Origin of the sequence: Aquimarina celericrescens, from assembly GCF_042682765.1 — a bacterium.
In the GTDB taxonomy this organism is placed as follows: Bacteria; Bacteroidota; Bacteroidia; order Flavobacteriales; family Flavobacteriaceae; genus Aquimarina; species Aquimarina celericrescens.
In genome coordinates, this window is the sequence record NZ_JBHUHY010000013.1 from 195,348 (window position 1) to 220,183 (window position 24,836).

Genomic DNA, 24,836 nt, shown 5'->3' on the forward strand with positions numbered 1-24,836 from the left:
CTAGGAGTGACTATATGCACAACGATGTACATAATTCTTTATAGCTTCATAATGAGACAAATATGCGGTATTATTTTTGAATTTCAAAACAATTTTATAAGTAAAAACCGTAATTCATTTACAGAACAGCCTTTTAGTCAAGATTTAACAGTGAAGTATGTGGGTATTTTTAAAAATTATTAATTATAAAATTGTATCTTTAACGTCCCAAAATAATTTTTTATGAGAAAAATCTACTTGCTAATTACATTTGTTGGATTGATATGCTTTTCCTTCACAACGGGAATCCAAGCTCAGATCAGCACGTCTCAAAACTCTGAGACAAAAGCACAACAGGACATTGCAGGACTACAAGTATATCAAAGCCCTGCTACGAGAGATATATTGTATATTACTTCGGATTTACAACGCACCAAAACCGTTAGGATTTTTAATGTTTTAGGTAAGCAAATGCTTTTTAAAGTTTTAATTGGTAAAGAACTTGATATTAGTACTTTTCCTCCAGGAGTTTATATACTTAAGGTTACAGAAGGAAAAAACCACCAAAAGACTTTAAAACTCATTCTTGAATAAGTCTTACGTTTTTACACCGTTCTCTACTTGGTGTTATATCTTCTGCAGACGCATCGAATTTACAAACTCTTTTTTTACCTTTGTTTTATAAATATATAGAACAATTTTGATGCTTGCTGAAACTATTTTTTCTATTCAAAACGATACCCAGTTTGAGCAAGTAGCGTTAAGAGTATTTAATCATCAATATATTAATAATAAAATTTATCAAAGATTTTGCAACCTACTTGGGGTTACCAAAACTTCGGTAAACTGCATAACAGATATTCCTTATTTACCCATTGATTTTTTCAAGCATGAAAAAATAATTAGTGACTCGGCTCCAATTTCCAAAATCTTTACGAGTAGTGGTACAACAGGCAGTATTACTAGCAAACATTATGTTAGTGATCTTTCCATATATGAAAAGAGTTTCAGGCAAGGATTTCTGCATTTCTATGGGGATATAAAAGAATATATTATATTAGCGTTACTCCCTTCTTATCTAGAGAGGGCAGGCTCTTCATTGGTCTACATGGCAGAAAAATTAATTCAAGACAGTAACCAACCAGAAAGTGATTTTTATCTATACGAGACAGAAAAATTGGTTACTGTTCTTCAAAAATGTATTTCAGAAAATAAAAAAGTGCTGCTTTTGGGAGTTTCTTTTGCTTTACTTGATCTTGTAGAGAATCACCCCATTACATTAAATGACAATATCATCGTTATAGAAACCGGTGGAATGAAAGGAAGAAGAAAAGAAATGATACGAGAAGAGCTTCATGAAATTCTTAAAAACGGCTTTAATGTATCCAAAATTCATAGTGAATATGGCATGACTGAGTTACTATCTCAAGCCTACTCAAAAGGCGGTGGTATCTTTCATTGTCCGCCCTGGATGAAAATATCTATTAGAAATCCCGAAGATCCTCTTACATTATTAAGCACTAATAAAACGGGAGGTATCAATGTAATTGACCTGGCAAACATTAATTCCTGTTCATTTATTGCTACTCAAGATCTTGGTAAAATCCACAAAGAAAATAGCTTTGAAATCCTGGGGAGATTTGATCACAGCGATATTAGAGGATGTAATTTAATGGCTTTGTAACACTTCCAAAAACTATCAGTCCTTTATTACAATATCTTTTGAAGTCTTATAATTATGTTAAAGTTGTAATGATTGGATTTTTTTACGACTTAATTTATGTAACTCATGTAGAAGAGCATAAAAATGAAAAAAAAATTGACCCTCATACTAATTGCTTTGGTAACGACCTTAAATGCTCAACAAGTAGATTATAATACCAAAAAAAGTTTTGTGGCTGAAGGTTACGATGTTACCGAATATTTTAATAATAAAGCAGTAAAAGGAGATAGTAAGTTTGTAGGTACGCATGATGGTGTGAGCTATAAATTTGCAAGTAAAGAAAATTTAGAAACGTTCAAAAATAATCCTGAAAAGTTTGTTCCACAATACGGGGGATACTGTGCCTATGCCGTGGCAGTGAATAACGAAAAAGTGGATATTAATCCGAAGACGTTCGAGATAAGAGATGGTAAGTTATATCTATTTTATAATGCCTGGGGAGTAAACACCTTGGAGAAATGGACTGAAGAAGATCCCAAAAAACTGAAAGAAAAAGCAGATAAAAATTGGGGTAATATAAAGATAAGAAGATAATACAGTTGCATCGAACTGTATTGAATGTTAAGTTTTTTCAATAATTGATTGGTTAGTTGACAAAGCCTACCTAGAATAAATTCTGGTAGGCTTTGTTTTTATATCTATCTACGTGTCTGCGCTTGTCGAAGACTACTACTTCATTATACTGCTCTAATTACAAAATAATTTTTTTTACCTCGTTGGAGTAAAACAAACTGATGATTAATCAGGTCTTTTTCTGATATTGAAAAAGTATCGGTTACTTTTTCTTTATTTACTGAAATAGAATTTTCTTTTAATGCCCTTCTTGCTTCCCCGTTCGATTTTAAGAAACCCGTATGTTCTGCCAATGCGCTGATGATTTCCAGACCATTGGTAATGACATTTTTCGGGATTTCTGCCTGAGGTACTCCATCAAAAACATCTAAAAATGTAGCTTCATCCAGGTCTTTTAAATCTTCAGAAGTAGATTTACCAAACAAAATATTAGAAGCTTTGATTGCATTATCTAAATCCTCTTGAGAGTGGACAATAACGGTCACCTCATCTGCCAATCTTTTTTGAAGAATTCGCATATGTGCAGCCTCTTTGTGTTCTGCAATCAGGCTTTCGATTTCTTCTTTGTTTAAGAAGGTAAAGATCTTGATGTATTTTTCTGCGTCCTCATCACTAGTATTTAACCAATATTGATAAAATTTATAGGGTGAGGTTCTTTTAGCATCTAACCATACATTTCCACCTTCAGATTTACCAAATTTGGAGCCATCAGATTTTGTTATTAATGGACACGTTAATGCATAACCTTTTCCTCCGGCAATTCTTCTGATTAATTCTGTCCCTGTCGTAATATTACCCCATTGATCGCTACCCCCCATTTGCAGCGTACAATCATGTTCTTTATATAGATGAAGAAAATCATATCCTTGCACCAATTGGTACGTAAATTCGGTAAATGACATCCCCTCTGTAGACTCTGAAGAAATTCTATTCTTTACAGAATCCTTAGCCATCATATAATTTACAGTGATGTGTTTACCTACATCTCTAATAAAGTCAAGAAATGAGAAATCTTTCATCCAATCATAATTATTGACTAAAATAGCTGCATTAGGCACATTACTTTCAAAATCCAAAAATCGCGACAGCTGAGATTTTATTGCTTCTTGATTATAACGCAATGTTTTTTCGTCTAGAAGATTGCGTTCTGTAGATTTCCCCGAAGGATCTCCAATCATTCCTGTAGCGCCACCTACCAAAGCAAAGGGTTTATGACCAGCTCTTTGATAATGTGCCAATAACATAATAGGAACCAGATTACCTATATGTAATGAATCTGCGGTAGGATCAAAACCAACATAGGCAGATCTCATTTGTTGCATCAGGTATTCTTCGGTACCCGGCATTGCATCATGCAACATACCTCTCCAACGTAACTCTTCTATAAAATTCTTGGTCATTTTTGTCGATTTCCTTTAAGATCGACAAAGATAAAAATATGGATAATATTGAGCTACGAATACATAAGAAATCCAAAATATACTTACTTTAGTATCGTATAATACACACCATGATATTAGTCACAGGAGCAACAGGATTAGTAGGGACTCACTTATTGGTAAAGCTGATTAAAGAAAAACAGCAAGTACGGGCACTATACCGATCTGAAGCTAAAAAAGAACATGCCAGAAAAGTAGTTTCTTATTATTTCGGTCAACAAAATACAGAGATATTTGACACTATAGATTGGGTAAAGGCTGATATCATCGATATTCCAGCTCTTACAGAGGCTTTTGACAATGTTAGCCATGTATACCATTGCGCAGCATGGATCACTTTTAATCCAAAGCATAGTAAAAAACTGCGTAAAATCAATATTGAAGGAACTGCAAACATTGTAAATCTTTGCTTGATTCATCGTGTGAAAAAATTGTGTCATGTAAGTTCAATTGCCACTTTAGAAGAAGATCCAGCCAAATCTTTTATTGATGAAACAGCTGAATGGAATCCTGAAACTCATAAATCGATATATGCAATCACGAAGTATGGTGCCGAAATGGAAGTATGGCGGGGAGCGCAAGAAAACCTACAAGTAATCATTGTTAATCCCGGAATTATAATTGGCCCGGGCTTTTTTGATAATGGCAGCGGATACTTATTCAAAAGAATACATGCTGGCATGAAATATTATACCCGGGGAACTACAGGATATGTGGCTATTGAAGATGTTACTAATATTATGCTACAACTTATGATGGGTCATTATCATAATGAAAGATATGTTCTGGTTGGTGAAAACCTAAGCTATAAAGAAGCATTTACTATGATTGCAAATGCCCTGAATAAACCTGTCCCAACCCAGGAAGCTTCTCCTTTTTTATTAAAATTTGCGTATTATCTTCAATGGATAGGTCATTTCTTTTTTAGGACTAAACGTTCAATATTTAAATCCTCGATTAGAAGTGCTTTGTCCACTTCATTTTATAAAAATGACAAAGTTAAAGAAGAATTGAACCACACTTTTACACCGATAGAACGAGCAATTGAAGAAACAGCTACTCTTTTTCTGAAGCAGCATTAAATCTTTTTGACTTTGCATTTTCTATTTCTTTCTCAATACTTTTATCAGGCGTATCTAATGTATCTTTAGCTTTTTTAATAGAATCCTGTATTTTTTTTATAGAATCTTCTTCTTTTTTAATTTTCTCGTATTTATTCTTAGATGCCTCAAGATTTGATTTTACCCGAGTAAAAATCTTTTCATACTCCTCTAATTGGCTAGCATACCAAATGTTATTTTGAGCAAAAACAGTACTATCAATTTTGTGCTTCTTAAGAATGTAAGCCTCAGGATTAATCTTTTCTATCTCTAACACCTTTCTAAATGAGGTTTTGGCAGCTTTTACAAAAGCAATATCACTAAGGATCTCAACCATTTTATCCTCTTCTAGAAACACTTCAGGCTTAGGAGGTTTATCAAGACTCTGACAAGAAAAAACTGCCACAAGAATTAAAATGTATGTATATTTTTTAATCATCTATTAAAAGTTAATCGCTGTGCATTCTTAACATCATAAAACTTGAAATTCTTATATACCAAGCCTCCGTTAACAAATGTGTGTGTAATTCTTGATTTGAAAGTAGAACCCTCAAATGGAGACCAACCACATTTATAGGCAATATTATCCTTGTTTACAGTCCATGGCGCATTAATATCTACTAATACGGCATCAGCGTAATATCCTTCTTTAATATATCCTCTTTTTTCAACTTGAAATAAAATTGCCGGGTTATGGCACATCTTTTCTACGATCTTCTCTAAACTAATCTTGCCCTCATGATAAAACTCTAACATTGCAGGAAGCGCATGTTGTACCAATGGCCCTCCAGAAGGAGCCTTTGTATATACATTATCTTTTTCTTCTATCGTATGTGGGGCATGATCTGTCGCGATAACATCTAATCGGTCGTCTAACAATGCTTCAAACAAAGCATCTCGGTCTTTGGCTGTTTTTACAGCTGGATTCCATTTAATCAAAGTACCTTTTTCTTTATAGTCTTCGTCTGAAAACCATAGGTGATGAATGCATACTTCGGCAGTAATTTTCTTCTCTTCTAACGGAATTTTATTAGTAAATAACGATAATTCCTTTGCTGTAGAAAGATGAAAAACATGAAGTCTAGCTCCTGTCTTTTTTGCCAAAGCCACTGCGTTAGATGAAGAAATATAGCATGCGTCTTCACTTCTAATAATAGGGTGGAGTTCTATCGGAATATCATCTCCGTATTCTGCTCTATATTTTGAAGTGTTATCTCTAATGGTCTGTTCGTCTTCACAATGAACAGAGATCACCAAATCTGTAGAAGAAAATATCTTTTCCAATACTTTGGGATCGTCTACAAGCATGTTCCCGGTTGATGAACCCAAAAACAATTTAAGCCCTGCCACTTTTTTAGGATCCACCTTTAAAATCTCCTCCAGGTTATCATTGGTACCACCAAACATAAAAGAATAATTGGCATGACTTGTTTTTGCTGCAATCTCAAACTTCTCCTCAAGCTTCTTGATTGTTGTGGTTTGTGGCACCGTATTGGGCATTTCTATAAAAGAAGTAATACCACCAGCTATAGCTGCTCGGGATTCTGTTTCTATCGTCGCTTTATGTGTCAATCCTGGTTCTCTAAAATGCACCTGATCATCTATTACACCCGGTAACAGATATTTACCTTCAGCATCAAAAACCTGAACATCTGGAGTTTTTGCACTTATCTGTGGGGCTATTTCCTTAAAAATACCGTTCTCTATAAACACATCTCCATTGAAGATCGTTCCCTCATTAACTATATTTGCATTTTTAATAAGTACACTATTCTTGCTCATATCTCGTAACTCTTAAATAAGCTTTTAAATTTCATTTTTATAACTCCAAAAACGGCTTCAGAAATAATTCCCTTACTCATTTTTGAGGTTCCATTAGTCCTGTCTGTAAAGACCACAGGGATCTCTTTTATCTTAAACTTCAGCAGATATGCCTTAAATTTCATTTCTATTTGAAAAGCATATCCCACAAATTTGATTTTATCCAGATTTATTCTTTCAAGTACCTCTCTTTTATAACAGATAAATCCGGCAGTTGTGTCATGAATATTCATTCCAGTAATAAATCGAACATATTTTGAGGCTAACCATGATAATAAAACCCTACTCATTGGCCAGTTTACCACATTTACTCCGGTAACATATCTCGAGCCTATTGCCATCTGAGATGTTCCTTTTGAACAAGCATTATATAATCGTATCAGATCATTTGGATTATGAGAAAAATCAGCATCCATCTCAAAAATATATTCATAAGATCGCTCCAAAGCCCATTTAAAACCTGCAATATATGCCGTCCCCAATCCTAATTTACCAGCTCGTTCCAATAAAAAAAGATATTCTGAATATTCTAATTGTAATTCTCTTACTTTATCACCAGTACCATCTGGAGAACTGTCATCAACAATAAGTATATGAAAATCACGCTGAAGCGAAAACACATTTCTAATAATACGCTCCACATTTTCAATTTCATTATAGGTAGGAATAATGACTAAGGCCTCTGCCATCGATGTTATTTTTCAAGCAAATATAATTAATCATACCTATTTTTTTGTTTTTATACGTGAATAGATCGTAATTTTATCACCACAATCAGGTATGGAGTATATTACAAGAGAAATAGTATCAACCAACTGGCTTACGATCTTATTATTGATATGCCTTGGATTACTGGCTATAGCTAAAGGATTAAACGCACTGCGCTTTTCAGATTTTATGATGCTTTTTAGTAATAACAAGTATATCATATCTTACCAAAAACCCAATAAACTATCTTCTCCTTTTAATGCAGTGCTATTACTACTACAGATTGCTTCAGTGTCCTTATTTCTATATTTGTACTTTGACATTTTTGAATTGCAGGTAGTTGCCACAGAGATCACATTATACATTAAGATTACTATCATTTATGCGGTAATCGTCATTTGTAAATTATTAATAGAAAAAATTATCGCTACGATTTTTTCTATCGATGGAATTGTAGATGAATATTTATTTTACAAAGTATCTTACCGCAATTTTTTGGGAGTCATTCTTTTACCTTTTAATATCGTATTTATATATGCTTTACAACCTACCCGAATCGTATATTTAATATTAGTTATTTTACTAATTATTTTGAATCTTGTAGTACTTGTATCCTTTTACAGGAAAAATGAAAATATCATTTTCAACCACTTGTTTTATTTTATTTTGTATCTTTGCGCACTTGAAATTGCACCCTATTTTATACTATATAAGCTTATTAGTAATTAGTAGAGCCGTTTACAAAAAGAATATATATGAAAGTGAAAACAATTTTGGTCTCACAACCAGAGCCTAAAGTGGAAAATTCACCTTATTTTGATTTAGAAGAAAAGGAAAAAGTAAAAATTGACTTTATTCCGTTTATTCATGTTGAAGGAGTTGATGCTAAAGAAGTAAGGTTACAAAAAGTGGATTTATCACAATACACTGCTATTGTTCTTACAAGTCGTAATTCTGTCGATCATTTCTTTAGAATCGCAGAGGAGATGCGTTATAAAGTGCCGGATACTCTTAAATACTTTTGTCAAAGTGAGGCAGTAGCTTATTATCTGCAAAAATATGTAGTGTACCGTAAAAGAAAGATCTATGTGGGGAAACGTACTTTTCAGGAACTCGCTCCTTTAATCAAGAAGTATAAAAGCGAAAAGTTTTTATTACCTTCTTCTGATAAGTTAAAACCAGAGATTCCCAATGCGCTTAATGAGCTTAAAGTTGAGTGGAAACAAGGGGTGTTTTATAGAACCGTTGTAAGCGATTTGTCTGACCTAAGAGATGTATTTTATGATATATTAGTTTTCTTTAGTCCCTCGGGCATACAATCTTTATTCGAAAACTTCCCGGATTTTAAGCAAAATGACACTAGAATTGCCGTTTTTGGTAATTCTACGGTAAAAGCTGCTGAGGAGCATAATCTTGTAGTTAACATACAAGCTCCTACACCAGAGACTCCATCAATGACGATGGCACTTCAAAAATATATTAAAGAAGTAAATAAAAAATAATATTTTTTCTAATTAGAAAAAATATCACCATAAAAAAGGTCTGAAATGTTTTCAGACCTTTTTTGTTTTATTAAGATATCTCGTTTAAAACGAATAACGTTGAGGACCTCCACGTCTTATTTCTTCATTGGCATACGACTCGAATTTCTTGAAATTCTCTCTAAAGGCATTGGTCAATTTAAATGCCGTTGTATAGTAAGCTTCATCGTTGTTCCAGGTAGCTCTCGGACTCAATACGCTATCAGGTACTCCCGGGCATCTTCTAGGCTGTGCTACCCCAAAAACAGAATGAATATGATAGTCATCGTAAGAATACAAGCCCAAATCGCCATTCAATACTGCCTGAATCATAGCACGTGTGTATTTTAATTTAATTCTGGTTCCAACTCCATAAGGTCCACCGGTCCATCCCGTATTTACTAACCATACATTTACACCGGTATCTTTCATTTTTTTAACCAACATCTCGGCATATTCTGCAGGATGTAATGGCATAAATGGTGCTCCAAAACAAGCAGAAAATGAGGGTTGAGGCTCTACAACCCCAGCTTCGGTACCTGCTACTTTTGCTGTGTAACCAGATATAAAATGGTATGCCGCCTGACTAGGAGTAAGTTTAGAAATCGGAGGCATAACTCCAAAAGCATCAGCCGTTAAAAAGAATATATTCTTCGGGTTTTTGCCAATAGAAGGAGTTTGAATGTTCTCTATATGATAGATTGGATAGCTTACTCTTGTATTTTGAGTAATAGAAGTATCTGCATAGTCTACCTCACCATCTTTGATAATTACATTTTCAAGGATTGCCCCTTCTTTGATAGCTCCATATATTTCGGGTTCTTTTTCTGCAGAAAGATCAATTACTTTTGCATAACATCCTCCTTCAAAATTAAATATGGTATTTTCTTTAGTCCAGCCATGTTCATCATCACCGATCAACTTACGATTAGGATCTGTAGACAATGTTGTTTTTCCAGTACCTGAAAGGCCAAAAAATATAGCGGTATCTCCTTCTTCACCTATATTAGCAGAGCAGTGCATAGGAAAACAATCCTTTTCAACCGGAAGGATAAAGTTTAATGCAGAGAAAATTCCTTTTTTAATCTCACCTGTATACCCCGTGCCACCGATAAGTGCAATTTTTCTATCAAAGTTCAAAATTGCGAAATTATGTTGACGAGTACCATCGACTTTTGGATCTGCCATAAAACCAGGCGCATTAACTACGATCCACTCTGGATCGAAATCCTTCAATTCTTCATTAGTTGGTCTTAAGAACATGTTATAAGCAAACATATTAGACCAGGGATACTCATTAATTACTCTTATATTCAATCGGTACTCGGGATCGGCACATGCATAACTATCACGTACAAAAATTTCTTTTCCAGAAAGATAAGCTGTCACTTTATCATACAATGCATCAAATGCATCAGGCTCAAAAGGAATATTAATAGCTCCCCACCAAATTTTATCTTTGGTGATGTGATCTTTAACAATAAATCGATCCATAGGAGAACGTCCTGTAAACTCACCTGTATTAATAGCAAGTGTTCCAGATTTAGTAAGTTGCCCTTGACCTTTTTGCAATACCTCTTCCTGTAATTCTTTAGGAGATAATTGGTAACGCATTGTAGCATCTTTAATACCGTAATGCTTTAACGAAAACGTTTTCGTAGTTGGATACAGTGGTTCCATAAAAATATATCGTGTTTGTTATGTATGTGCAAAATTATAAATAATAATTACACTAACCTCCTAATTGATCACTTAATCTTTGCTGCATTAATAATTAAAAGAATCCATCCAAAAATTAACAATAAACCACCCAAAGGCGTAATAAAACCAATACTTGACAAAGACATTCCTAAAGCTTCATCGATGGCCAAAAGGTATATTGATCCTGAAAAAAGGGTGATTCCCCCTATAAAAAAATAAAAAATCCGTCTCTTAGAAGTCATGTTCAAAACTGTCATATTCCCCAAAATAATGCATACGATTGCGTGATACATTTGATACCGTACTCCTGTTTTAAAAGAATCTATGCTTTTTGTATCTACTAGCTTTTCTAAACCATGGGCACCAAAAGCATCTAAAAGCACCCCTATCAAACCCAATACCGCTCCCGTAATCAAAATTGTTTTATTCACGCCCTTTTTATCCATAATTGACTATGTTGTAGAATAGATGTTATGTTTTAAACACTTTTTTTATCAAAACGTAATTAATACCACAAAATTGACTACTTACTTTTTAGAGTATTTATTACATTCGTATCAAAGTTATCAAAATATCAGCAGGTATGCGAAAGATTCTAGTTATTGGTGCAGGTAAATCTACCGCCGTTTTGATTAAGTATTTTCAGGATAAATCTGTTTCCGAAAATCTTCATATCACTATTGGAGATATTTCTATACAAAATGCTCAAAACCTGGCAAGTAATCATCCAAATTCCAAAGCGATATCTCTAGATATTTTTGATAAAAACTCTCGTGAACAAGCAATTAAAAAAGCTGATATTGTGGTTTCTATGCTTCCAGCACGATTTCATATCGAGGTAGCGAAAGATTGTCTTGAATTTGGTAAGTCTATGGTTACCGCTTCCTACGTGAGTCCGGAAATGCAAGAGTTGAATGACCATGTTCATAAAAAAGGATTGATTTTTATGAATGAAATTGGTGTAGATCCCGGGATAGACCATATGAGCGCCATGCAAATAATAGATCGTATCAGAAATCAAGGTGGTAATATGATTTTATTCGAATCTTTTACCGGTGGATTAGTTGCTCCCGAAAGTGATACCAATTTATGGAACTATAAATTCACATGGAACCCTCGTAATGTAGTTACAGCAGGGCAGGGTGGAGCTGCAAAATTTCTACAGGAAGGGACTTATAAATATATCCCCTACCATAAATTATTTAGAAGAACAGAATTTCTTGAAGTAGAAGAATACGGTCGATTTGAAGCGTATGCTAACCGAAATTCTCTTAAATACCAAAGTATTTATGGTTTAGATGATATCCTAACCCTATATAGAGGCACTATAAGAAGAGTAGGTTTTTCTAGAGCATGGAACACTTTTGTACAATTAGGAATGACGGCAGATGATTATACCATGACAAACTCTGAGGATATGAGTTATCGCGACTTTATCAATTCTTTCCTGGCATATTCTCCAACAGACTCTGTAGAACTTAAGCTTCGTCATTATCTCAAAATAGATCAGGATGACATTATGTGGGATAAACTCCTTGAGCTCGATATCTTTAATCCTGATAAAAAAGTTGGAATCCCCAATGCTACTCCAGCACAAATACTTCAGAAAATTTTAATGGATAAATGGACGCTTGATGAAGGAGACAAAGATATGATCGTTATGTATCATAAGTTTGGTTATGAACTCAATGGCAAACGCAAACAGATTGATGCCACCATGGTAAGTACAGGTGAAGACCAAACGTATACTGCCATGGCCAGAACAGTAGGATTGCCCGTAGCAATGGCAACATTGCGTATCTTGAATAAACAAATTACCTCTACTGGTATCCAAATTCCTATTCATGAAGAAGTGTATGAGCCTATACTTAAAGAGCTCAAAGAATATGGCATAGGATTCAATGAAAAAGAGTGTGAATACCTGGGATACAATCCTGACGGGGTAAAAGGGTGAAAAGAGGTCAAGATCTGACTTCTAACGCACAATTTTTAAAGGTAATATTATACTACCTGATCTTTTATACGCTTGTACAGAATTAATTTTAAAGGCTTTTGACAGACTTTTTTATAAAAACCTATTCAATTTTACTTATTCTATTTCAATTACAAACCTTTAATTGTATTTTTGATTAATAACTGTAATTTGAAATTATGAAAAGTCAAAACAATCCTGTAAAGATTGATGGCATCGATAAAGAAATATTACGCAATCTCATGGAAGATGCCCGAAGGCCTATTCTTGAGATTGCCAGAAAGGTTGGTATATCTGGTGCGGCGATTCATCAAAGGCTTCGCAAGCTTGAAGCTTCAGGACTTATCGCTGGATCCAAATTTATTATCGATCCCAAAGTATTAGGATACAAAACTATGGCTTTCGTAGGTGTGTTTTTGGATAAAGCCGTAAGTAATCCAAAAGCCGTAAAACAGTTAAAAAATATTCCAGAAGTTATTGAATGTCACTATACCACCGGTAACTGGTCTATTTTTATCAAAATCCTATGTAAAGATAATGAGCACTTGATGAATGTATTGAATAAAGAAATTCAAGCGATCGAAGGAGTTTCACGAACTGAAACTTTTATTTCTTTGGATCAGCAAATTGATCGACAGATCAAGATATAGCTAATACCACTTCTCACATGAAATTACCGTATAAAATTGTCTCTTTTGACTTGATGCTTCGTTATAAAATTGATCGATAGCTATGGCTATCCATAAATTTTTTGCCTTGCCTAAAATCAAAATAGTTCAATTCGTATATCAGTAACTTCATGTTAGAACTGGTATAAATCCGTATACATTAACACTGATCTTTCTTTACTTAGCTTTATAAATCTATTTGTAACTACTCAATTAATCATAAATATAGTCGTCAACCTGAACTTGTTTCAGGTTCTCAAACTAATTCGCTAATTATAAATGCAATGAGATTCCGAAATAAATTCGGAATGACGCCAAAAGTATCTGTATTACCTAAAACGGATATTCAAATAATTGTATTTTATGAAAGCTTCTACATGTATATACTACTGAATTGAAAGAATTGTACCCTTCGACAGGCTCAGGGTACAATTCTTTGAACTCAGTTTATTTTTTACATTAATCCCTACTTCCCAAGAAAAGGGAAATAAAGTACAACAACGTAGCAAGCGATCCCAGCGCAGCGACTACATAAGTCCTTGCTGCCCATTTAAGTGCATCTTTTGCTCCGTTATACTCTTGACCGGTTACCATATTTCTGTTTTCTAGCCAAGCCAATGCCCTGTTGCTTGCATCATATTCTACAGGAAGTGTAATAAATGCAAATAATGTTGTTGCAGCAAACAAGATGATACCCACTAAGAAAATCAAATTACCAAAAACCATCCCCGACGCTGTTAATATCAAACCCGCCATGATCACTATATTAGAAAGCTTACTAGCTATTCCTACAGCAGGAACGATTTTGGATCGCATCGTTAACCAACTATACGCTGTCGCATGTTGTACTGCATGCCCAACTTCGTGAGCAGCTACAGCTGCAGAGGCTGCATTTCTTTGGTGATACACCCCCTCGCTTAGATTAACCGTCTTATTAGCCGGATTATAATGATCGGTAAGCATTCCTGATGTAGAAATTACTTTCACATCATATATCCCATTATCTTGTAACATTTTGGTGGCAATCTCGGCTCCACTCATTCCATTTTGTAAACGAATATTAGAGTATTTCTTAAATTTACTTTTTAGTTTATTGCTCACGTACATACTTACCAAAAATATGACACCGGCAATGACATAATATCCCATCATAACTAACTACTTTTTATGTGTATTAATATACAATATTAAAAGCAAAAACCTCGCCACAATAGCGAGGTTCCTGGTTAAATAAACTTGAGTTAGCCAATAAGTCGAGTTTACTTTAAATACGTTTCTACATCTACTAATGGAAGGTTAAAAGCCTCTGATATTGCGGGATACACAACATCTCCATTAATAACATTAAGTCCTTTTTTAAGGGGTTCATTATCTGTACAGGCAGCTTTCCATCCTCTGTTTGCCAACTGCACCGCGTATGGCAAAGTGACATTTGTTAATGCCAAAGTGGACGTAAAAGGTACCGCACCTGGCATATTTGCCACAGAATAATGCACTACATCATCAATAATATATACAGGATCCTGGTGTGTGGTAGGTTTTGTAGTTTCAAAACAACCTCCCTGATCTACAGCTACATCAACCAATACCGTACCCGGACGTATATCTTTAAGCATATCGCGTGTGATTAGTTTAGGTGCCTTGGCACCCGGGATCAATACGCCTCCTATAATAAGATCTGATGTCTTAATATGCTTACGGATAGTATATTCATTAGAATATTCAGTATTTACATTCGCCGGCATTATATCATCAAGATATTTTAGTCTTTTAGGGCTAATATCCAATATGGTCACATCAGCACCCATCCCTGCAGCCATTTTTGCTGCCTGGGTACCAACTACTCCGCCTCCTAATACCAAAACTTTGGCAGGAGCTACACCGGGAACACCACCAAGAAGGATTCCTCTTCCTTTTAAGGGCTTTTCTAAATATTTTGCGCCTTGTTGGATTGACATTCGACCAGCAACTTCGCTCATTGGTGTTAACAATGGTAAGCTACGGTCTGGATCCTCTACGGTTTCATAAGAAATGCAAACCGACCCACTTTCGATCATTGCATTGGTAAGTGGTTCGCTAGATGCGAAATGAAAATATGTAAATACCAATTGATCCTTCTTGATCAACTTATATTCTGGTTCTATGGGTTCCTTGACCTTGATGATCATCTCAGCAGTCTGGTACACCTCTTCTATTGTAGGTAAAATTTTACCTCCGGCGCTAACATACTCCTCATCACTAAAACCACTTTGAAGACCAGCATTTTGCTGAATGAAAACCGTGTGGCCATGTCTAACGAGTTCCATCGTTCCAGCAGGTGTAACACCTACGCGATTCTCGTTATTCTTGATTTCCTTAGGAACACCAATTATCATATTCTTATTTTTTTGTCGAAAATAGCTGTTTTTATGAAATAAACCAATAAATCATATTCAAAAAATATCTTATTAATAATTTTAAGAAGAATGTACTGAATATGTTAAAAAATTAAAGACTTACAAATTCAATTTTTATTTTTATATCGATACTTAAAATGTAGCAACGCGAATCCAGAGATCGCAGTAACAAAATTTGCCAAAATAATAGGCAAACTATCAATCAAGAACCCATAAACCAACCAACAAAGTACCCCTGAGACAAAAATGAGTAGCATAGATAAAGACAAACTGTCGGCAGATTTTGTTTTCCAGGTCTTATATACCTGAGGTAAAAATGCTGCTGTGGTTAGGGTTGCCGCTACTAATCCTAGAATTTCTATCGAATTGATCATGTTTCTATATTAACTACAATAGTTATGTGGGTATCTGTAAGAGCTTACCCTTCGGGAGCCTCTGGGTTCGTCTCTTCTAAGAGGGCTGAGTCTCTCTAAGCTAGGCGCTATTTCCTTAACCTACCACATTCACAATCTTACCGGGAACTACGATCACTTTTTTTGGCGCTCGCCCCTCGAGTTGCTGTTGTGTTTTCTCATGTGCCATTACCGCAGCTTCTATTTCGTCTTTATTCAAATCTAAAGATAGCTCTAAGGTAAAACGCATTTTACCGTTAAATGATATGGGATACTCTTTTGTGCTTTCTATCAAGTGTTTCTCTTCAAAAACAGGAAATGCAGCAGTCGAGATGGATTCTTGATGTCCCATCTTTTGCCATAATTCTTCAGCAATGTGTGGCGCGTAAGGCGAAATCAATACTAATAAAGGTTCCAAAATTGCTCTGGCATTACATTGCTGAGCTGTTAATTCGTTCACCGCAATCATAAAAGTACTTACCGAAGTATTAAAGGAGAAATTCTCGATATCTTCTTCTACCTTTTTGATGGTTTTGTGTAATGTTTTTAAATTATCTTTTGTGGGTTCTGCATCTGAAACCTCGAAAGTATCTCCATTATGGTATAACTTCCATAATTTTTTAAGGAACGAGTGCACCCCGGTGATCCCAGCCGTGTTCCAGGGTTTTGCTTGTTCTAATGGCCCCAGAAACATTTCATATAAACGCAAGCTATCGGCTCCATAATCTTCACAAATTCCATCGGGGTTGACGACATTGTATTTGGATTTGGACATTTTTTCGACTTCTCGATGAACTATATACTTTCCATTTTCTAGAACAAATTTTGCATTAGTGAATTCAGGTCTCCAATTCTTAAAAGCTTCAACATCTAATTCGTCTGAAGAATTTACAAAAGAAACATCAACGTGAATGGGTTGTATTTGAATATTGTAATCGTTTATTTTAAAGTTTGTATGACCACTCAAAAGTTGTAGTTTTTCTTGGAATAATTTTTTGGCTTCACCCAATGCTTTTTTATCATTCAAAATACCTTTAGAAACAAAAACATCTTGCGGTAACTCAACTTTGTAACCAACTGCTTTTTGTAAAATTTTTCCAATTATGACTCTATGCACAAACGCACTCGTCCCCAAAATCATCCCTTGATTGATCAATTTTTTAGCAAATTCATCCACAGGCACGATTCCGCAGTCGAACAAAAACTTTTGCCAGAAACGTGCGTATAATAAATGTCCGGTGGCATGCTCGCTACCACCGATATATAGATCTACTTCTTTCCAATAGTTAATTGCTGCTGCAGAGAATATTTCTTCTTCATTATGTGGGTCCATATATCTGTTAAAGTAATAGGAACTTCCTGCCCAACCCGGCATGGTATTCAATTCTAAAGGAAACACTGTTTTATGATCGATCTTATCATTGGCAACAACTTCGCTATTCTTGGTATCCCAAGCCCACACATCCGCACGACCTAATGGTGGCTCACCAGTTTCGGTAGGCAAATACTTTTCTACTTCGGGTAATTCGATAGGCAGGTAATGCTCTTCGATCATTTGCGGCATTCCGTCTACATAATACACCGGGAATGGCTCTCCCCAATACCGCTGACGACTAAAAACGGCATCTCTTAACCTATAATTAATCTTTCCTTTTCCCTGACCCAATTGCTCCAGCTCATCAATGGCTCTTTTGGTTGCTTTCTTATAACTCAACCCATTCAGGAAATCAGAATTGGCAATAATGGTATTTTCTTTATCGGCGAATGCTTCCTCAGAAATATCTACGCCTTCAAAAATATTAGGTATATCAATCCCATAGTGTTTTGCAAAGTCATAATCACGTTGATCTCCGCAGGGTACTGCCATTACTGCACCGGTACCGTAACCTGCCAACACATAATCCCCAATCCAGATGGGTACGGGTTCTTTGGTGAACGGATGTTCTGCATACGCCCCTGTAAATACACCACTAATGGTTTTTACATCTGCCATTCGTTCGCGCTCGCTTCGCTTTGCAGTCGCTTCGACATAGGCTTCTACCTCGGCTTTTTGTTCGGGAGTAGTTACCTTTTGTACCAATTCATGCTCTGGAGCTAATGTCATAAAGCTCACTCCAAAAATGGTATCGGGTCTGGTTGTGAATACTTCAATTGTATGTTGCTTCTCATCCCCTCCTAAATCCTCCCCAGAGGGAAGAACTTTTAAAGCGTTTTCTATTGATGATATCACATTATCTATATCATTCAATATTTCATCATTTGAAAAACGTAAAAAGGTATATCCTTTTTTTTCCTGTAACAATACTTGTCTTTCTTGATCTTCCTCTTTTTGAAGTTTATGAATTTCACCATCAACTTCAATAATCAGTTTTTTGGAAAGACACACAAAATCGACTATATAATTATCAATAGGGTGCTGTTGTCTAAACTTAAACCCTAACTTTTTTGTTTTTAACCTTTCCCATAAAAAAGCTTCTGATTTTGTTGGATTAGTCCTCATCTCTTTCGCCCTTCTTAAAAGTTCTCCGGCTATTTTAGGATTTCCAGTCAGATAACCTGCATTTGACCCTCTTCCCTCTGGGAATGGCTGGGGATGGGATGGAAGAACTCTAAACTTGACAACGGCTCCCTCAGAACGGCCTATCCAATTGGTTTGAGAATCTTTAAGAGGCTGCGGCCAATCGATGGTATCCAATCCATCTAATAACCGCTGTGCATAAGCTGAAATACGCATGCTCCACTGGGTCATTTTTTTACGAACCACAGGGTAACCACCACGTTCTGAGACCCCATTTACGATCTCATCATTAGCAAGTACGGTTCCTAATTGCGGACACCAATTTACTTCGGTCTCTGCCAAATAGGTTAACCTGTATTTTAGTAATATTTCCTGCTTTTCTTTTGAGGAGAAATTGCTCCAATCGGCTGCCGTAAATTCACTTACATCTTCGTCACAAACCGCATTTACTTTTGTATTTCCTTCGGAAACAAAAATCGCTTCGAGATCGGCTATCTTTCTTGCCTTATCTTCATGATTATCGTACCATGAATTGAAAAGTTGGATAAAAATCCATTGGGTCCATTTATAAAACGTTGGGTCACTGGTACGTACCTCGCGGCTCCAATCAAATGAGAATCCTATTTTATCTAATTGCTCGCGATACCGAGCGATATTTTCTTTGGTAGTGATGGCAGGATGTTGCCCGGTTTGGATGGCATACTGCTCTGCCGGCAAGCCAAAGGAATCATAGCCTTGAGGATGTAAAACATTAAATCCTTTGTGACGCTTATATCTGGCATAGATATCACTGGCTATATATCCTAACGGATGCCCGACATGCAATCCTGCCCCCGATGGGTATGGAAACATATCCAGCACGTAATATTTTGGTTTAGCACTATCATTTTCCGCTCTAAACGTTCCGTTTTCTGCCCAATATTTTTGCCATCTGGTTTCAATATCTCTAAAATCGTAGCTCATCAATCTAAAATTAAGACCGCAAATTTACGATTTTATGTTACACCTTCAAGGTTTTTGAAGGATACCTTCGAACTATCAAAGCCCTCATCCCCAACCCCTCTCCCACAGAGAGACGGTAGAATTGTTTCTTTTCAATTTAAGATAGACCTCTAGCCTTCGCTTCCATAGGTTGTAAGCAACTATAAACAAAGGTATTTACAGGAGTTTCAATACCTAGTTTCTTTCCTTCTTTCACTATAAACCCATTAAAATTATCTAGTTCTGATGGACGACCTTCTATAATATCTCTTTGAGTAGAGGCGGTAGAATCGTACGGTTGTTTACTAATAATTGTCATGATGCTATCTACAAGATCTTTAGATAAGTTAACTCCTTTGGCAGATCCAATTTGATGAATTTCTCTGGCAGTTTGTTCTAAAATTGCTCGTGTTCCCGGGCTTTGATACATTTCTCCAATAGTAGCTCTGGTCAACGCTCCCAAACCGCTTACCGTTGCGATAAACATGAATTTACTCCATATATCAACGTGAATATCTTCAGAAATTGTATTGTTAAAACCTGCTTTGTCAAATACTTCTTTTATTTTTTGAAGACGATTGGTTTTACTTCTATCTAACTCTCCAAAAACTATTTCGGGAGGAAACCCGAAGTGTGAAATAATACCTGGAGCTTCAATCTTACTATATATCTTACACAAACCTCCAATTACATGTTTTGTTGGCAGTACAGCAAGCAATGTATCTACATTATCGGCTCCATTTTGTAAAGGAATAACGACTGTATCATCTTTAAGAATCGGTTTGATCAATCTTGCAGCTTGGGCTACTTGCCAGGATTTGGTACAAACCAAAACCAGATCTGCTTTTTCTACTTGATTGATATCATTTGTAACCATGAATGGATGGGTTACAAAATCCCCATCGATACTTTTAACATGCAGACCGTTTTGCTGAATAGCCTCAAGATGCTTACCCCTGGCAATTAGGGTAACTTTTTGGCCTGAGTTTGCAATTCTTCCTCCAAAATATCCTCCGACCCCTCCAACTCCAATGATAACTGTATGCATAGCTAAACTATTTAATAGATAAGAATACCTTTAAGTATACGTTATTCTTTTATCAACCAAAGTTAATGAAAACACATAACAGATTGAAGAGTTAAATCTCATTTTATAAAGGGATTAACCTTCCTGTTCACAAAGGTAGGTTAGGTGATTGTATTGCAAAATGTGGCACATTTTACAATACAAAGTCTCATTAACTTTATTATTTTTACCAAAAATTAGATTATTTATGAGCTCATCATTTGAAAAGTATCAAAAACGTAGACTAATTTCTTCTTATTTTTCTGTAGTCATTAGTATTTCTTTGGTATTATTTTTATTGGGCTTGTTGGGCTTGTTGGTTTTGAATACCAAAAAAATTGCAGATCATTTTAAAGAAAAAATTGCATTAACTATCTACCTCAAGGACACTGCAAAAGACGTAGAGATCAAACAACTGGAAAAAACATTGGCGCTTGCCGAATATACTAAATCAACAACCTATATTTCTAAAGACGAAGCTGCTGAAGAACACAGTAAAGATATTGGAGAAAACTTTATGGATTTTTTAGGATATAATCCACTACAAAACTCGATTGATGTATATCTGAAAGCTGATTTTGTTGATCCTGCGAAAATTGAGGGAATTTCAACGTCTATTACCAGAAAGAATTTTGTTGACGAAGTGATCTATGATAAACCCTTAATTTCGTTACTTAATGACAACATCAAAAAGATTAGTTTTTGGGTATTATTAATTAGCGGTATTTTCACCTTTATTGCAGTATTGCTTATTAACAGTTCCATTCGTTTATCGGTCTATTCAAAGAGATTTATTATTAAAACCATGCAAATGGTAGGAGCCACCAAAAAATTTATTCGCGGACCTTTTATTTGGAAGAGTGTACGTCTGGGAATGATAGGAGCAATTGTAGCCCTGACCGGAGTGGGTGTAGTATTATACTACCTTAACAAAACATTTCCCGAACTAGCACTGTTAGACGATGAAATATTATTAATTATATTGTTTCTAGGTGTTTTTGGTATTGGTGTACTCATTACCTGGATTAGTACATTTTTTGCTACGCAACGATTCTTGAATCTTAGGACCGATGAATTATATTATTAGTGAGTGATGAGGAAGTTAAAAATTATGTATTTAAATCTCGACTTTGGGAAATAAAAGTAATATCAAAACAATGATATAGTATGAAAGCTTTGGAGTGGAACGTTGATCCCGAAATCACGAGGCTTTTTGGCACTTTTCCTATAAAGTATTATGGAATTTTATTTGTCATTGGTCTTTTACTTGGATATGAGATTGTAAAACGAATATATAAATCTGAAAATGTACCTGTAGAAAATCTAGAAAAACTCTCTACTTACCTATTCATAGGGATATTATTAGGAGCGAGGTTAGGTCATTGTCTTTTTTATGATTTTGAATATTTCTCCAAATATCCTCTAGAAATATTCTTACCATTTCGAATTACAAATGGTAACTGGAGTTTTACAGGGTTTTCAGGATTGGCAAGTCATGGAGGAAGTATTGGGGCAATCTTAGCTATCATTATATACCGTTGGGAGAACAGAATATCTTTGCTCTGGATATTAGATCGAGTGGCAATTGGTGCTCCGGTCACGGGAGCTTTTATTCGCTTTGGAAACTTTATGAATTCTGAAATTTACGGAAAACCAACAAAAGGTGATTACGGTGTCATCTTTATGCAAAATGATTTAATACCAAGACATCCTACACAATTATACGAAGCTTTTGCATATTTGATTATTTTTGGATTGCTATGGTATCTTTACAAAAAAACGAATCTAAAGAGTAAAGAAGGATTTCTATTCGGCACGTTGTTAATCGTCTTATTTACAGTAAGATTATTATTAGAATTCTTTAAAGAAAATCAAGTAGCTTTTGAAGACAACATGCTATTCAATATGGGTCAATGGCTTAGTATTCCCTTTATTATTGGGGGAATTGTTCTTCTGATCTTAAGTAAACAAAAAAATGAAGTAGTTATTTAACTTTATGGGTAAAATTGGTAAAATATGGTTTTTAAGTGCTTCAATACTTTTTATTGTATTTATGGCAGTTGTTATTCAAACCTTTAGACCCGTGCGCAATATACAGCCTGACGATGTTCTAAAAATCGAAGGCATTGTTACCAAAGTGCAAGAAGCTTCGGGATATGATATTGTAATCACCTTAGAAAATGATGATCATTACTACTATATAAACAGGGGGTTATTACATGGCTTAACCGTTGAACAATTGAGCAGCAATATTCTTAATAAAAAGGTTACTTTGTATGCTATCGAAAGATGGACTATCTTTACCCGTGATGGAAACATGGGACATATTGCCAAAATAATGATTGGTGACAAGGTAGTATTTAATAAAATAAATAATGACATTCATGAGCAAACAACAAAATAAAAACACTCCTCACAAACCAGATTATGTTTTTGGCAAGAAGAACTATGTTGTCATGGCTATCGGAATCGCTGTGATCGCATTAGGATTTATTCTTATGGCAGGAGGAGGTAGTGACAATCCTAATGTTTTTAATCCAGAGATCTACAACTTCAGAAGGATTAGACTGGCTCCAACTATTGTGTTAATAGGTTTTGGTATCGAAGTCTATGCTATTCTTTTAAATCCGGATAAGAAGAAAAAACAGTAATTCAGTAATTTATCTTTCTGTAATTATATATTTGCATCAATTTTTAAGAAAACCCTTCATATTTCATGGAAATCATTGATGCGATTATATTAGGTATAGTACAAGGTCTTACAGAATTTTTACCGGTTTCTTCAAGCGGTCATTTAGAATTAGGCAAAGCTATACTTGGTGACACTAGCATCCCAGAAGAATCCTTACTTTTTACCGTAGTACTTCATTTTGCCACTGCATTAAGTACCATTGTAGTTTTTAGAAGGGATATCTGGACCATCTTGAATGGTTTGTTGAAATTCAAAAAAAACGAAGAAACTTTATTTTCTATCAAAATTATCATCTCTATGATCCCTGCTGTGCTCGTAGGATTGTTTTTTGAAGAACAGTTAGAACAACTTTTTGGTGGCAATGTTATGTTTGTGGGCTTTATGTTGCTTATTACTGCTGCCCTATTATGGTTTGCTGATAAAGCCAAAAGCACCAGAAAACCAGTAAGTACTTCAAATGCCTTTGTTATTGGTATTGCGCAGGCGATTGCTATGCTACCAGGTATTTCAAGAAGTGGTGCTACTATTTCTACTTCGGTATTATTGGGCAATGATAAAACCAAAGCAGCACGTTTTTCTTTCTTGATGGTAATTCCACTAATTTTTGGTAAAATAGCTAAAGATATTTTAAGCGGTGATCTTGTGTTTTCCTCAGAAAATAATATAGCTGTTATTGTTGGTTTTATGGCTGCGTTTGTTTCGGGGCTATTCGCATGTACATGGATGATTTCTTTGGTGAAAAAGAGTAAGTTAACTTATTTTGCCGTATATTGTATTCTTGTTGGCTTATTGGCCATCATTTTTGGTTTTATTAAATAGCCCCATATATAATGTTAACCGAACAAGACTATAAAGACGGTCAAATTATTTTGATCGATAAGCCATTGCAATGGACTTCTTTCCAGGTTGTAAACAAACTTCGTTGGGCTATTCGAAAAAATTTCGGGATCAAAAAAATTAAAGTAGGACACGCAGGAACATTAGATCCTTTAGCATCTGGTCTTCTTATCATTTGCACAGGAAAATTTACAAAACGAATTCAGGAGTTTCAAGGGCAGGCAAAAGAATACATAGGCACAATTACTCTTGGAGCAACAACACCATCATATGATCTTGAAACCGAAATAGACCAAACATTTCCAATCGATCATATTACAGAAAACAATATAAAAGAAGCTACTTCTCATTTTATAGGCGAAATAGAACAATACCCACCTGTGTTTTCGGCCTTAAAAAAAGATGGAAAACGATTATATGAGTATGCAAGAGAAGGCTCAGCAGTAGAAATAAAACCACGAAAAATTACTATAGCACAATTTGAAATCACAAGGATTGCACTGCCCGAGGTAGATTTTAGAGTGGTCTGTAGCAAGGGAACATATATTAGATCTTTGGCACACGATTTCGGAAAAACTTTAAATAGCGGGGGGCACCTAACTGCATTAAGAAGGACCAGAATAGGAGCATTTTCTGTTGAAAACGCAACTAATATGGAATCTTTTATTAAACAGTTACCGGCAAAAATTAAAACTACATAAAATATTGTGGAAGAAAATTAGTTATACATACACTTATGGAGTTCATAGA

At 35.2% G+C, this 24,836-nt stretch carries 25 protein-coding genes; 14 read left to right on the forward strand and 11 right to left on the reverse strand.

Going from position 1 to position 24,836, the window contains the following annotated elements; translation table 11 throughout:
- The first annotated feature begins 222 nt into the window (after positions 1 to 222).
- The 3 genes from ACFSJT_RS12530 (at position 223) to ACFSJT_RS12540 (ending at position 2,236) form a co-directional block, all read left to right on the forward strand.
- On the forward strand, positions 223 to 573 hold the full coding sequence (locus ACFSJT_RS12530; RefSeq protein ID WP_378320623.1) for a T9SS type A sorting domain-containing protein: 351 nt from the start codon (positions 223 to 225) through the stop codon (positions 571 to 573).
- Between the two features lie 106 nt (positions 574 to 679).
- Positions 680 to 1,663: a LuxE/PaaK family acyltransferase gene (locus ACFSJT_RS12535; protein ID WP_378320624.1), complete on the forward strand. Its 984-nt coding sequence runs from the start codon at positions 680 to 682 to the stop codon at positions 1,661 to 1,663.
- A 123-nt stretch (positions 1,664 to 1,786) separates the two neighbouring features.
- Positions 1,787 to 2,236, forward strand: coding sequence for a YHS domain-containing (seleno)protein (locus ACFSJT_RS12540; RefSeq protein ID WP_378320625.1), 450 nt, complete (start codon positions 1,787 to 1,789; stop codon positions 2,234 to 2,236).
- 143 nt (positions 2,237 to 2,379) lie between these two features.
- Here ACFSJT_RS12540 and tyrS read toward each other — a convergent pair whose 3' ends face one another.
- Entirely contained in the window at positions 2,380 to 3,675 is a 1,296-nt protein-coding gene (gene tyrS, locus ACFSJT_RS12545) for a tyrosine--tRNA ligase (protein WP_378320626.1), read from the reverse strand.
- Positions 3,676 to 3,785: 110 nt separating this feature from the next.
- Here tyrS and ACFSJT_RS12550 point away from each other — a divergent pair, with 110 nt between their 5' ends.
- A complete protein-coding gene (locus ACFSJT_RS12550) occupies positions 3,786 to 4,796 on the forward strand; it encodes an NAD-dependent epimerase/dehydratase family protein (RefSeq protein WP_378320627.1) in 1,011 nt (336 codons plus the stop codon).
- On the opposite strand, the gene ACFSJT_RS12555 is transcribed toward ACFSJT_RS12550, so the two are convergent.
- The 3 genes from ACFSJT_RS12555 to ACFSJT_RS12565 are packed head-to-tail and all read right to left on the reverse strand — an operon-like array spanning position 4,771 to position 7,324.
- Positions 4,771 to 5,253: a DUF4296 domain-containing protein gene (locus ACFSJT_RS12555; protein ID WP_378320628.1), complete on the reverse strand. Its 483-nt coding sequence runs from the start codon at positions 5,251 to 5,253 to the stop codon at positions 4,771 to 4,773. The genes ACFSJT_RS12550 and ACFSJT_RS12555 overlap by 26 nt on opposite strands.
- Positions 5,250 to 6,596 carry a dihydroorotase gene (locus ACFSJT_RS12560; RefSeq protein ID WP_378320629.1) on the reverse strand — a complete coding sequence of 449 codons (1,347 nt, stop codon included), beginning with the start codon at positions 6,594 to 6,596 and terminating at the stop codon, positions 5,250 to 5,252. Before ACFSJT_RS12560 ends, ACFSJT_RS12555 begins: the two co-directional genes overlap by 4 nt.
- Positions 6,593 to 7,324 carry a polyprenol monophosphomannose synthase gene (locus ACFSJT_RS12565; RefSeq protein ID WP_378320630.1) on the reverse strand — a complete coding sequence of 244 codons (732 nt, stop codon included), beginning with the start codon at positions 7,322 to 7,324 and terminating at the stop codon, positions 6,593 to 6,595. The genes ACFSJT_RS12560 and ACFSJT_RS12565 overlap by 4 nt, the downstream gene beginning before the upstream one ends.
- A 91-nt stretch (positions 7,325 to 7,415) precedes the next feature.
- Between ACFSJT_RS12565 and ACFSJT_RS12570 the strand changes: the two genes are divergently transcribed.
- Both ACFSJT_RS12570 and ACFSJT_RS12575 read left to right on the forward strand, forming a co-directional pair.
- Positions 7,416 to 8,072, forward strand: coding sequence for a DUF4271 domain-containing protein (locus ACFSJT_RS12570; protein WP_378320631.1), 657 nt, complete (start codon positions 7,416 to 7,418; stop codon positions 8,070 to 8,072).
- Between the two features lie 26 nt (positions 8,073 to 8,098).
- Positions 8,099 to 8,845: a uroporphyrinogen-III synthase gene (locus ACFSJT_RS12575; RefSeq protein ID WP_378320632.1), complete on the forward strand. Its 747-nt coding sequence runs from the start codon at positions 8,099 to 8,101 to the stop codon at positions 8,843 to 8,845.
- Between the two features lie 84 nt (positions 8,846 to 8,929).
- Here the strand turns inward: ACFSJT_RS12575 and pckA are convergent, their stop codons facing one another.
- On the reverse strand, positions 8,930 to 10,543 hold the full coding sequence (gene pckA / locus ACFSJT_RS12580; RefSeq protein WP_378320633.1) for a phosphoenolpyruvate carboxykinase (ATP): 1,614 nt from the start codon (positions 10,541 to 10,543) through the stop codon (positions 8,930 to 8,932).
- 68 nt (positions 10,544 to 10,611) lie between these two features.
- Positions 10,612 to 11,010 carry a DUF423 domain-containing protein gene (locus tag ACFSJT_RS12585; protein ID WP_378320634.1) on the reverse strand — a complete coding sequence of 133 codons (399 nt, stop codon included), beginning with the start codon at positions 11,008 to 11,010 and terminating at the stop codon, positions 10,612 to 10,614.
- Positions 11,011 to 11,147: 137 nt separating this feature from the next.
- Here ACFSJT_RS12585 and ACFSJT_RS12590 point away from each other — a divergent pair, with 137 nt between their 5' ends.
- Positions 11,148 to 12,518, forward strand: a complete 1,371-nt coding sequence (locus ACFSJT_RS12590; protein ID WP_378320635.1) for a saccharopine dehydrogenase family protein — start codon at positions 11,148 to 11,150, stop codon at positions 12,516 to 12,518.
- 197 nt (positions 12,519 to 12,715) lie between these two features.
- Positions 12,716 to 13,186 (forward strand): Lrp/AsnC ligand binding domain-containing protein, encoded by a 471-nt coding sequence (locus ACFSJT_RS12595; protein ID WP_378320636.1) that lies wholly within the window; start codon positions 12,716 to 12,718, stop codon positions 13,184 to 13,186.
- A gap of 477 nt (positions 13,187 to 13,663) precedes the next feature.
- Here ACFSJT_RS12595 and ACFSJT_RS12600 read toward each other — a convergent pair whose 3' ends face one another.
- The 5 genes from ACFSJT_RS12600 to ACFSJT_RS12620 form a co-directional block, all read right to left on the reverse strand.
- Positions 13,664 to 14,356: a zinc metallopeptidase gene (locus ACFSJT_RS12600; protein WP_378320638.1), complete on the reverse strand. Its 693-nt coding sequence runs from the start codon at positions 14,354 to 14,356 to the stop codon at positions 13,664 to 13,666.
- Positions 14,357 to 14,463: 107 nt separating this feature from the next.
- Positions 14,464 to 15,579 (reverse strand): alanine dehydrogenase, encoded by a 1,116-nt coding sequence (ald, locus tag ACFSJT_RS12605; RefSeq protein ID WP_378320640.1) that lies wholly within the window; start codon positions 15,577 to 15,579, stop codon positions 14,464 to 14,466.
- Between the two features lie 128 nt (positions 15,580 to 15,707).
- Positions 15,708 to 15,974 (reverse strand): SemiSWEET family sugar transporter, encoded by a 267-nt coding sequence (locus tag ACFSJT_RS12610; protein ID WP_378320641.1) that lies wholly within the window; start codon positions 15,972 to 15,974, stop codon positions 15,708 to 15,710.
- Positions 15,975 to 16,089: 115 nt separating this feature from the next.
- On the reverse strand, positions 16,090 to 19,473 hold the full coding sequence (locus ACFSJT_RS12615; RefSeq protein ID WP_378320642.1) for a leucine--tRNA ligase: 3,384 nt from the start codon (positions 19,471 to 19,473) through the stop codon (positions 16,090 to 16,092).
- A gap of 136 nt (positions 19,474 to 19,609) precedes the next feature.
- Entirely contained in the window at positions 19,610 to 20,539 is a 930-nt protein-coding gene (locus tag ACFSJT_RS12620) for a 2-dehydropantoate 2-reductase (protein ID WP_378320643.1), read from the reverse strand.
- 226 nt (positions 20,540 to 20,765) lie between these two features.
- Between ACFSJT_RS12620 and ACFSJT_RS12625 the strand changes: the two genes are divergently transcribed.
- The 6 genes from ACFSJT_RS12625 to truB all read left to right on the forward strand — a co-directional run bounded on the left by ACFSJT_RS12625 (position 20,766) and on the right by truB (position 24,787).
- Entirely contained in the window at positions 20,766 to 21,644 is an 879-nt protein-coding gene (locus ACFSJT_RS12625) for a cell division protein FtsX (RefSeq protein ID WP_378320644.1), read from the forward strand.
- Between the two features lie 80 nt (positions 21,645 to 21,724).
- Positions 21,725 to 22,549, forward strand: a complete 825-nt coding sequence (gene lgt, locus ACFSJT_RS12630) for a prolipoprotein diacylglyceryl transferase (RefSeq protein ID WP_378320645.1) — start codon at positions 21,725 to 21,727, stop codon at positions 22,547 to 22,549.
- A gap of 61 nt (positions 22,550 to 22,610) precedes the next feature.
- Entirely contained in the window at positions 22,611 to 22,961 is a 351-nt protein-coding gene (locus tag ACFSJT_RS12635) for a hypothetical protein (protein WP_378320646.1), read from the forward strand.
- The gene (locus ACFSJT_RS12640; protein ID WP_378320648.1) at positions 22,942 to 23,208 is read left to right on the forward strand and encodes a DUF3098 domain-containing protein; all 267 of its coding nucleotides are present in this window, start codon (positions 22,942 to 22,944) and stop codon (positions 23,206 to 23,208) included. The genes ACFSJT_RS12635 and ACFSJT_RS12640 overlap by 20 nt, the downstream gene beginning before the upstream one ends.
- A 65-nt stretch (positions 23,209 to 23,273) precedes the next feature.
- On the forward strand, positions 23,274 to 24,068 hold the full coding sequence (locus ACFSJT_RS12645; RefSeq protein WP_378320649.1) for an undecaprenyl-diphosphate phosphatase: 795 nt from the start codon (positions 23,274 to 23,276) through the stop codon (positions 24,066 to 24,068).
- An 11-nt stretch (positions 24,069 to 24,079) separates the two neighbouring features.
- On the forward strand, positions 24,080 to 24,787 hold the full coding sequence (truB, locus tag ACFSJT_RS12650; RefSeq protein WP_378320650.1) for a tRNA pseudouridine(55) synthase TruB: 708 nt from the start codon (positions 24,080 to 24,082) through the stop codon (positions 24,785 to 24,787).
- The last annotated feature ends 49 nt before the right edge of the window (positions 24,788 to 24,836 follow it).

What these genes read in the sequence shown, in the direction of transcription:
- ACFSJT_RS12530 (WP_378320623.1), top strand. Translation starts at nt 223, where the DNA reads ATGAGAAAAATCTACTTGCTAATTACATTTGTTGGATTGATATGCTTT.
- ACFSJT_RS12540 (WP_378320625.1), top strand. Translation starts at nt 1,787, where the DNA reads ATGAAAAAAAAATTGACCCTCATACTAATTGCTTTGGTAACGACCTTA.
- tyrS (WP_378320626.1), bottom strand. Translation starts at nt 3,675, where the DNA reads ATGACCAAGAATTTTATAGAAGAGTTACGTTGGAGAGGTATGTTGCAT.
- ACFSJT_RS12550 (WP_378320627.1), top strand. Translation starts at nt 3,786, where the DNA reads ATGATATTAGTCACAGGAGCAACAGGATTAGTAGGGACTCACTTATTG.
- ACFSJT_RS12555 (WP_378320628.1), bottom strand. Translation starts at nt 5,253, where the DNA reads ATGATTAAAAAATATACATACATTTTAATTCTTGTGGCAGTTTTTTCT.
- ACFSJT_RS12560 (WP_378320629.1), bottom strand. Translation starts at nt 6,596, where the DNA reads ATGAGCAAGAATAGTGTACTTATTAAAAATGCAAATATAGTTAATGAG.
- ACFSJT_RS12565 (WP_378320630.1), bottom strand. Translation starts at nt 7,324, where the DNA reads ATGGCAGAGGCCTTAGTCATTATTCCTACCTATAATGAAATTGAAAAT.
- ACFSJT_RS12570 (WP_378320631.1), top strand. Translation starts at nt 7,416, where the DNA reads ATGGAGTATATTACAAGAGAAATAGTATCAACCAACTGGCTTACGATC.
- ACFSJT_RS12575 (WP_378320632.1), top strand. Translation starts at nt 8,099, where the DNA reads ATGAAAGTGAAAACAATTTTGGTCTCACAACCAGAGCCTAAAGTGGAA.
- pckA (WP_378320633.1), bottom strand. Translation starts at nt 10,543, where the DNA reads ATGGAACCACTGTATCCAACTACGAAAACGTTTTCGTTAAAGCATTAC.
- ACFSJT_RS12585 (WP_378320634.1), bottom strand. Translation starts at nt 11,010, where the DNA reads ATGGATAAAAAGGGCGTGAATAAAACAATTTTGATTACGGGAGCGGTA.
- ACFSJT_RS12590 (WP_378320635.1), top strand. Translation starts at nt 11,148, where the DNA reads ATGCGAAAGATTCTAGTTATTGGTGCAGGTAAATCTACCGCCGTTTTG.
- ACFSJT_RS12595 (WP_378320636.1), top strand. Translation starts at nt 12,716, where the DNA reads ATGAAAAGTCAAAACAATCCTGTAAAGATTGATGGCATCGATAAAGAA.
- ACFSJT_RS12600 (WP_378320638.1), bottom strand. Translation starts at nt 14,356, where the DNA reads ATGATGGGATATTATGTCATTGCCGGTGTCATATTTTTGGTAAGTATG.
- ald (WP_378320640.1), bottom strand. Translation starts at nt 15,579, where the DNA reads ATGATAATTGGTGTTCCTAAGGAAATCAAGAATAACGAGAATCGCGTA.
- ACFSJT_RS12610 (WP_378320641.1), bottom strand. Translation starts at nt 15,974, where the DNA reads ATGATCAATTCGATAGAAATTCTAGGATTAGTAGCGGCAACCCTAACC.
- ACFSJT_RS12615 (WP_378320642.1), bottom strand. Translation starts at nt 19,473, where the DNA reads ATGAGCTACGATTTTAGAGATATTGAAACCAGATGGCAAAAATATTGG.
- ACFSJT_RS12620 (WP_378320643.1), bottom strand. Translation starts at nt 20,539, where the DNA reads ATGCATACAGTTATCATTGGAGTTGGAGGGGTCGGAGGATATTTTGGA.
- ACFSJT_RS12625 (WP_378320644.1), top strand. Translation starts at nt 20,766, where the DNA reads ATGAGCTCATCATTTGAAAAGTATCAAAAACGTAGACTAATTTCTTCT.
- lgt (WP_378320645.1), top strand. Translation starts at nt 21,725, where the DNA reads ATGAAAGCTTTGGAGTGGAACGTTGATCCCGAAATCACGAGGCTTTTT.
- ACFSJT_RS12635 (WP_378320646.1), top strand. Translation starts at nt 22,611, where the DNA reads ATGGCAGTTGTTATTCAAACCTTTAGACCCGTGCGCAATATACAGCCT.
- ACFSJT_RS12640 (WP_378320648.1), top strand. Translation starts at nt 22,942, where the DNA reads ATGAGCAAACAACAAAATAAAAACACTCCTCACAAACCAGATTATGTT.
- ACFSJT_RS12645 (WP_378320649.1), top strand. Translation starts at nt 23,274, where the DNA reads ATGGAAATCATTGATGCGATTATATTAGGTATAGTACAAGGTCTTACA.
- truB (WP_378320650.1), top strand. Translation starts at nt 24,080, where the DNA reads ATGTTAACCGAACAAGACTATAAAGACGGTCAAATTATTTTGATCGAT.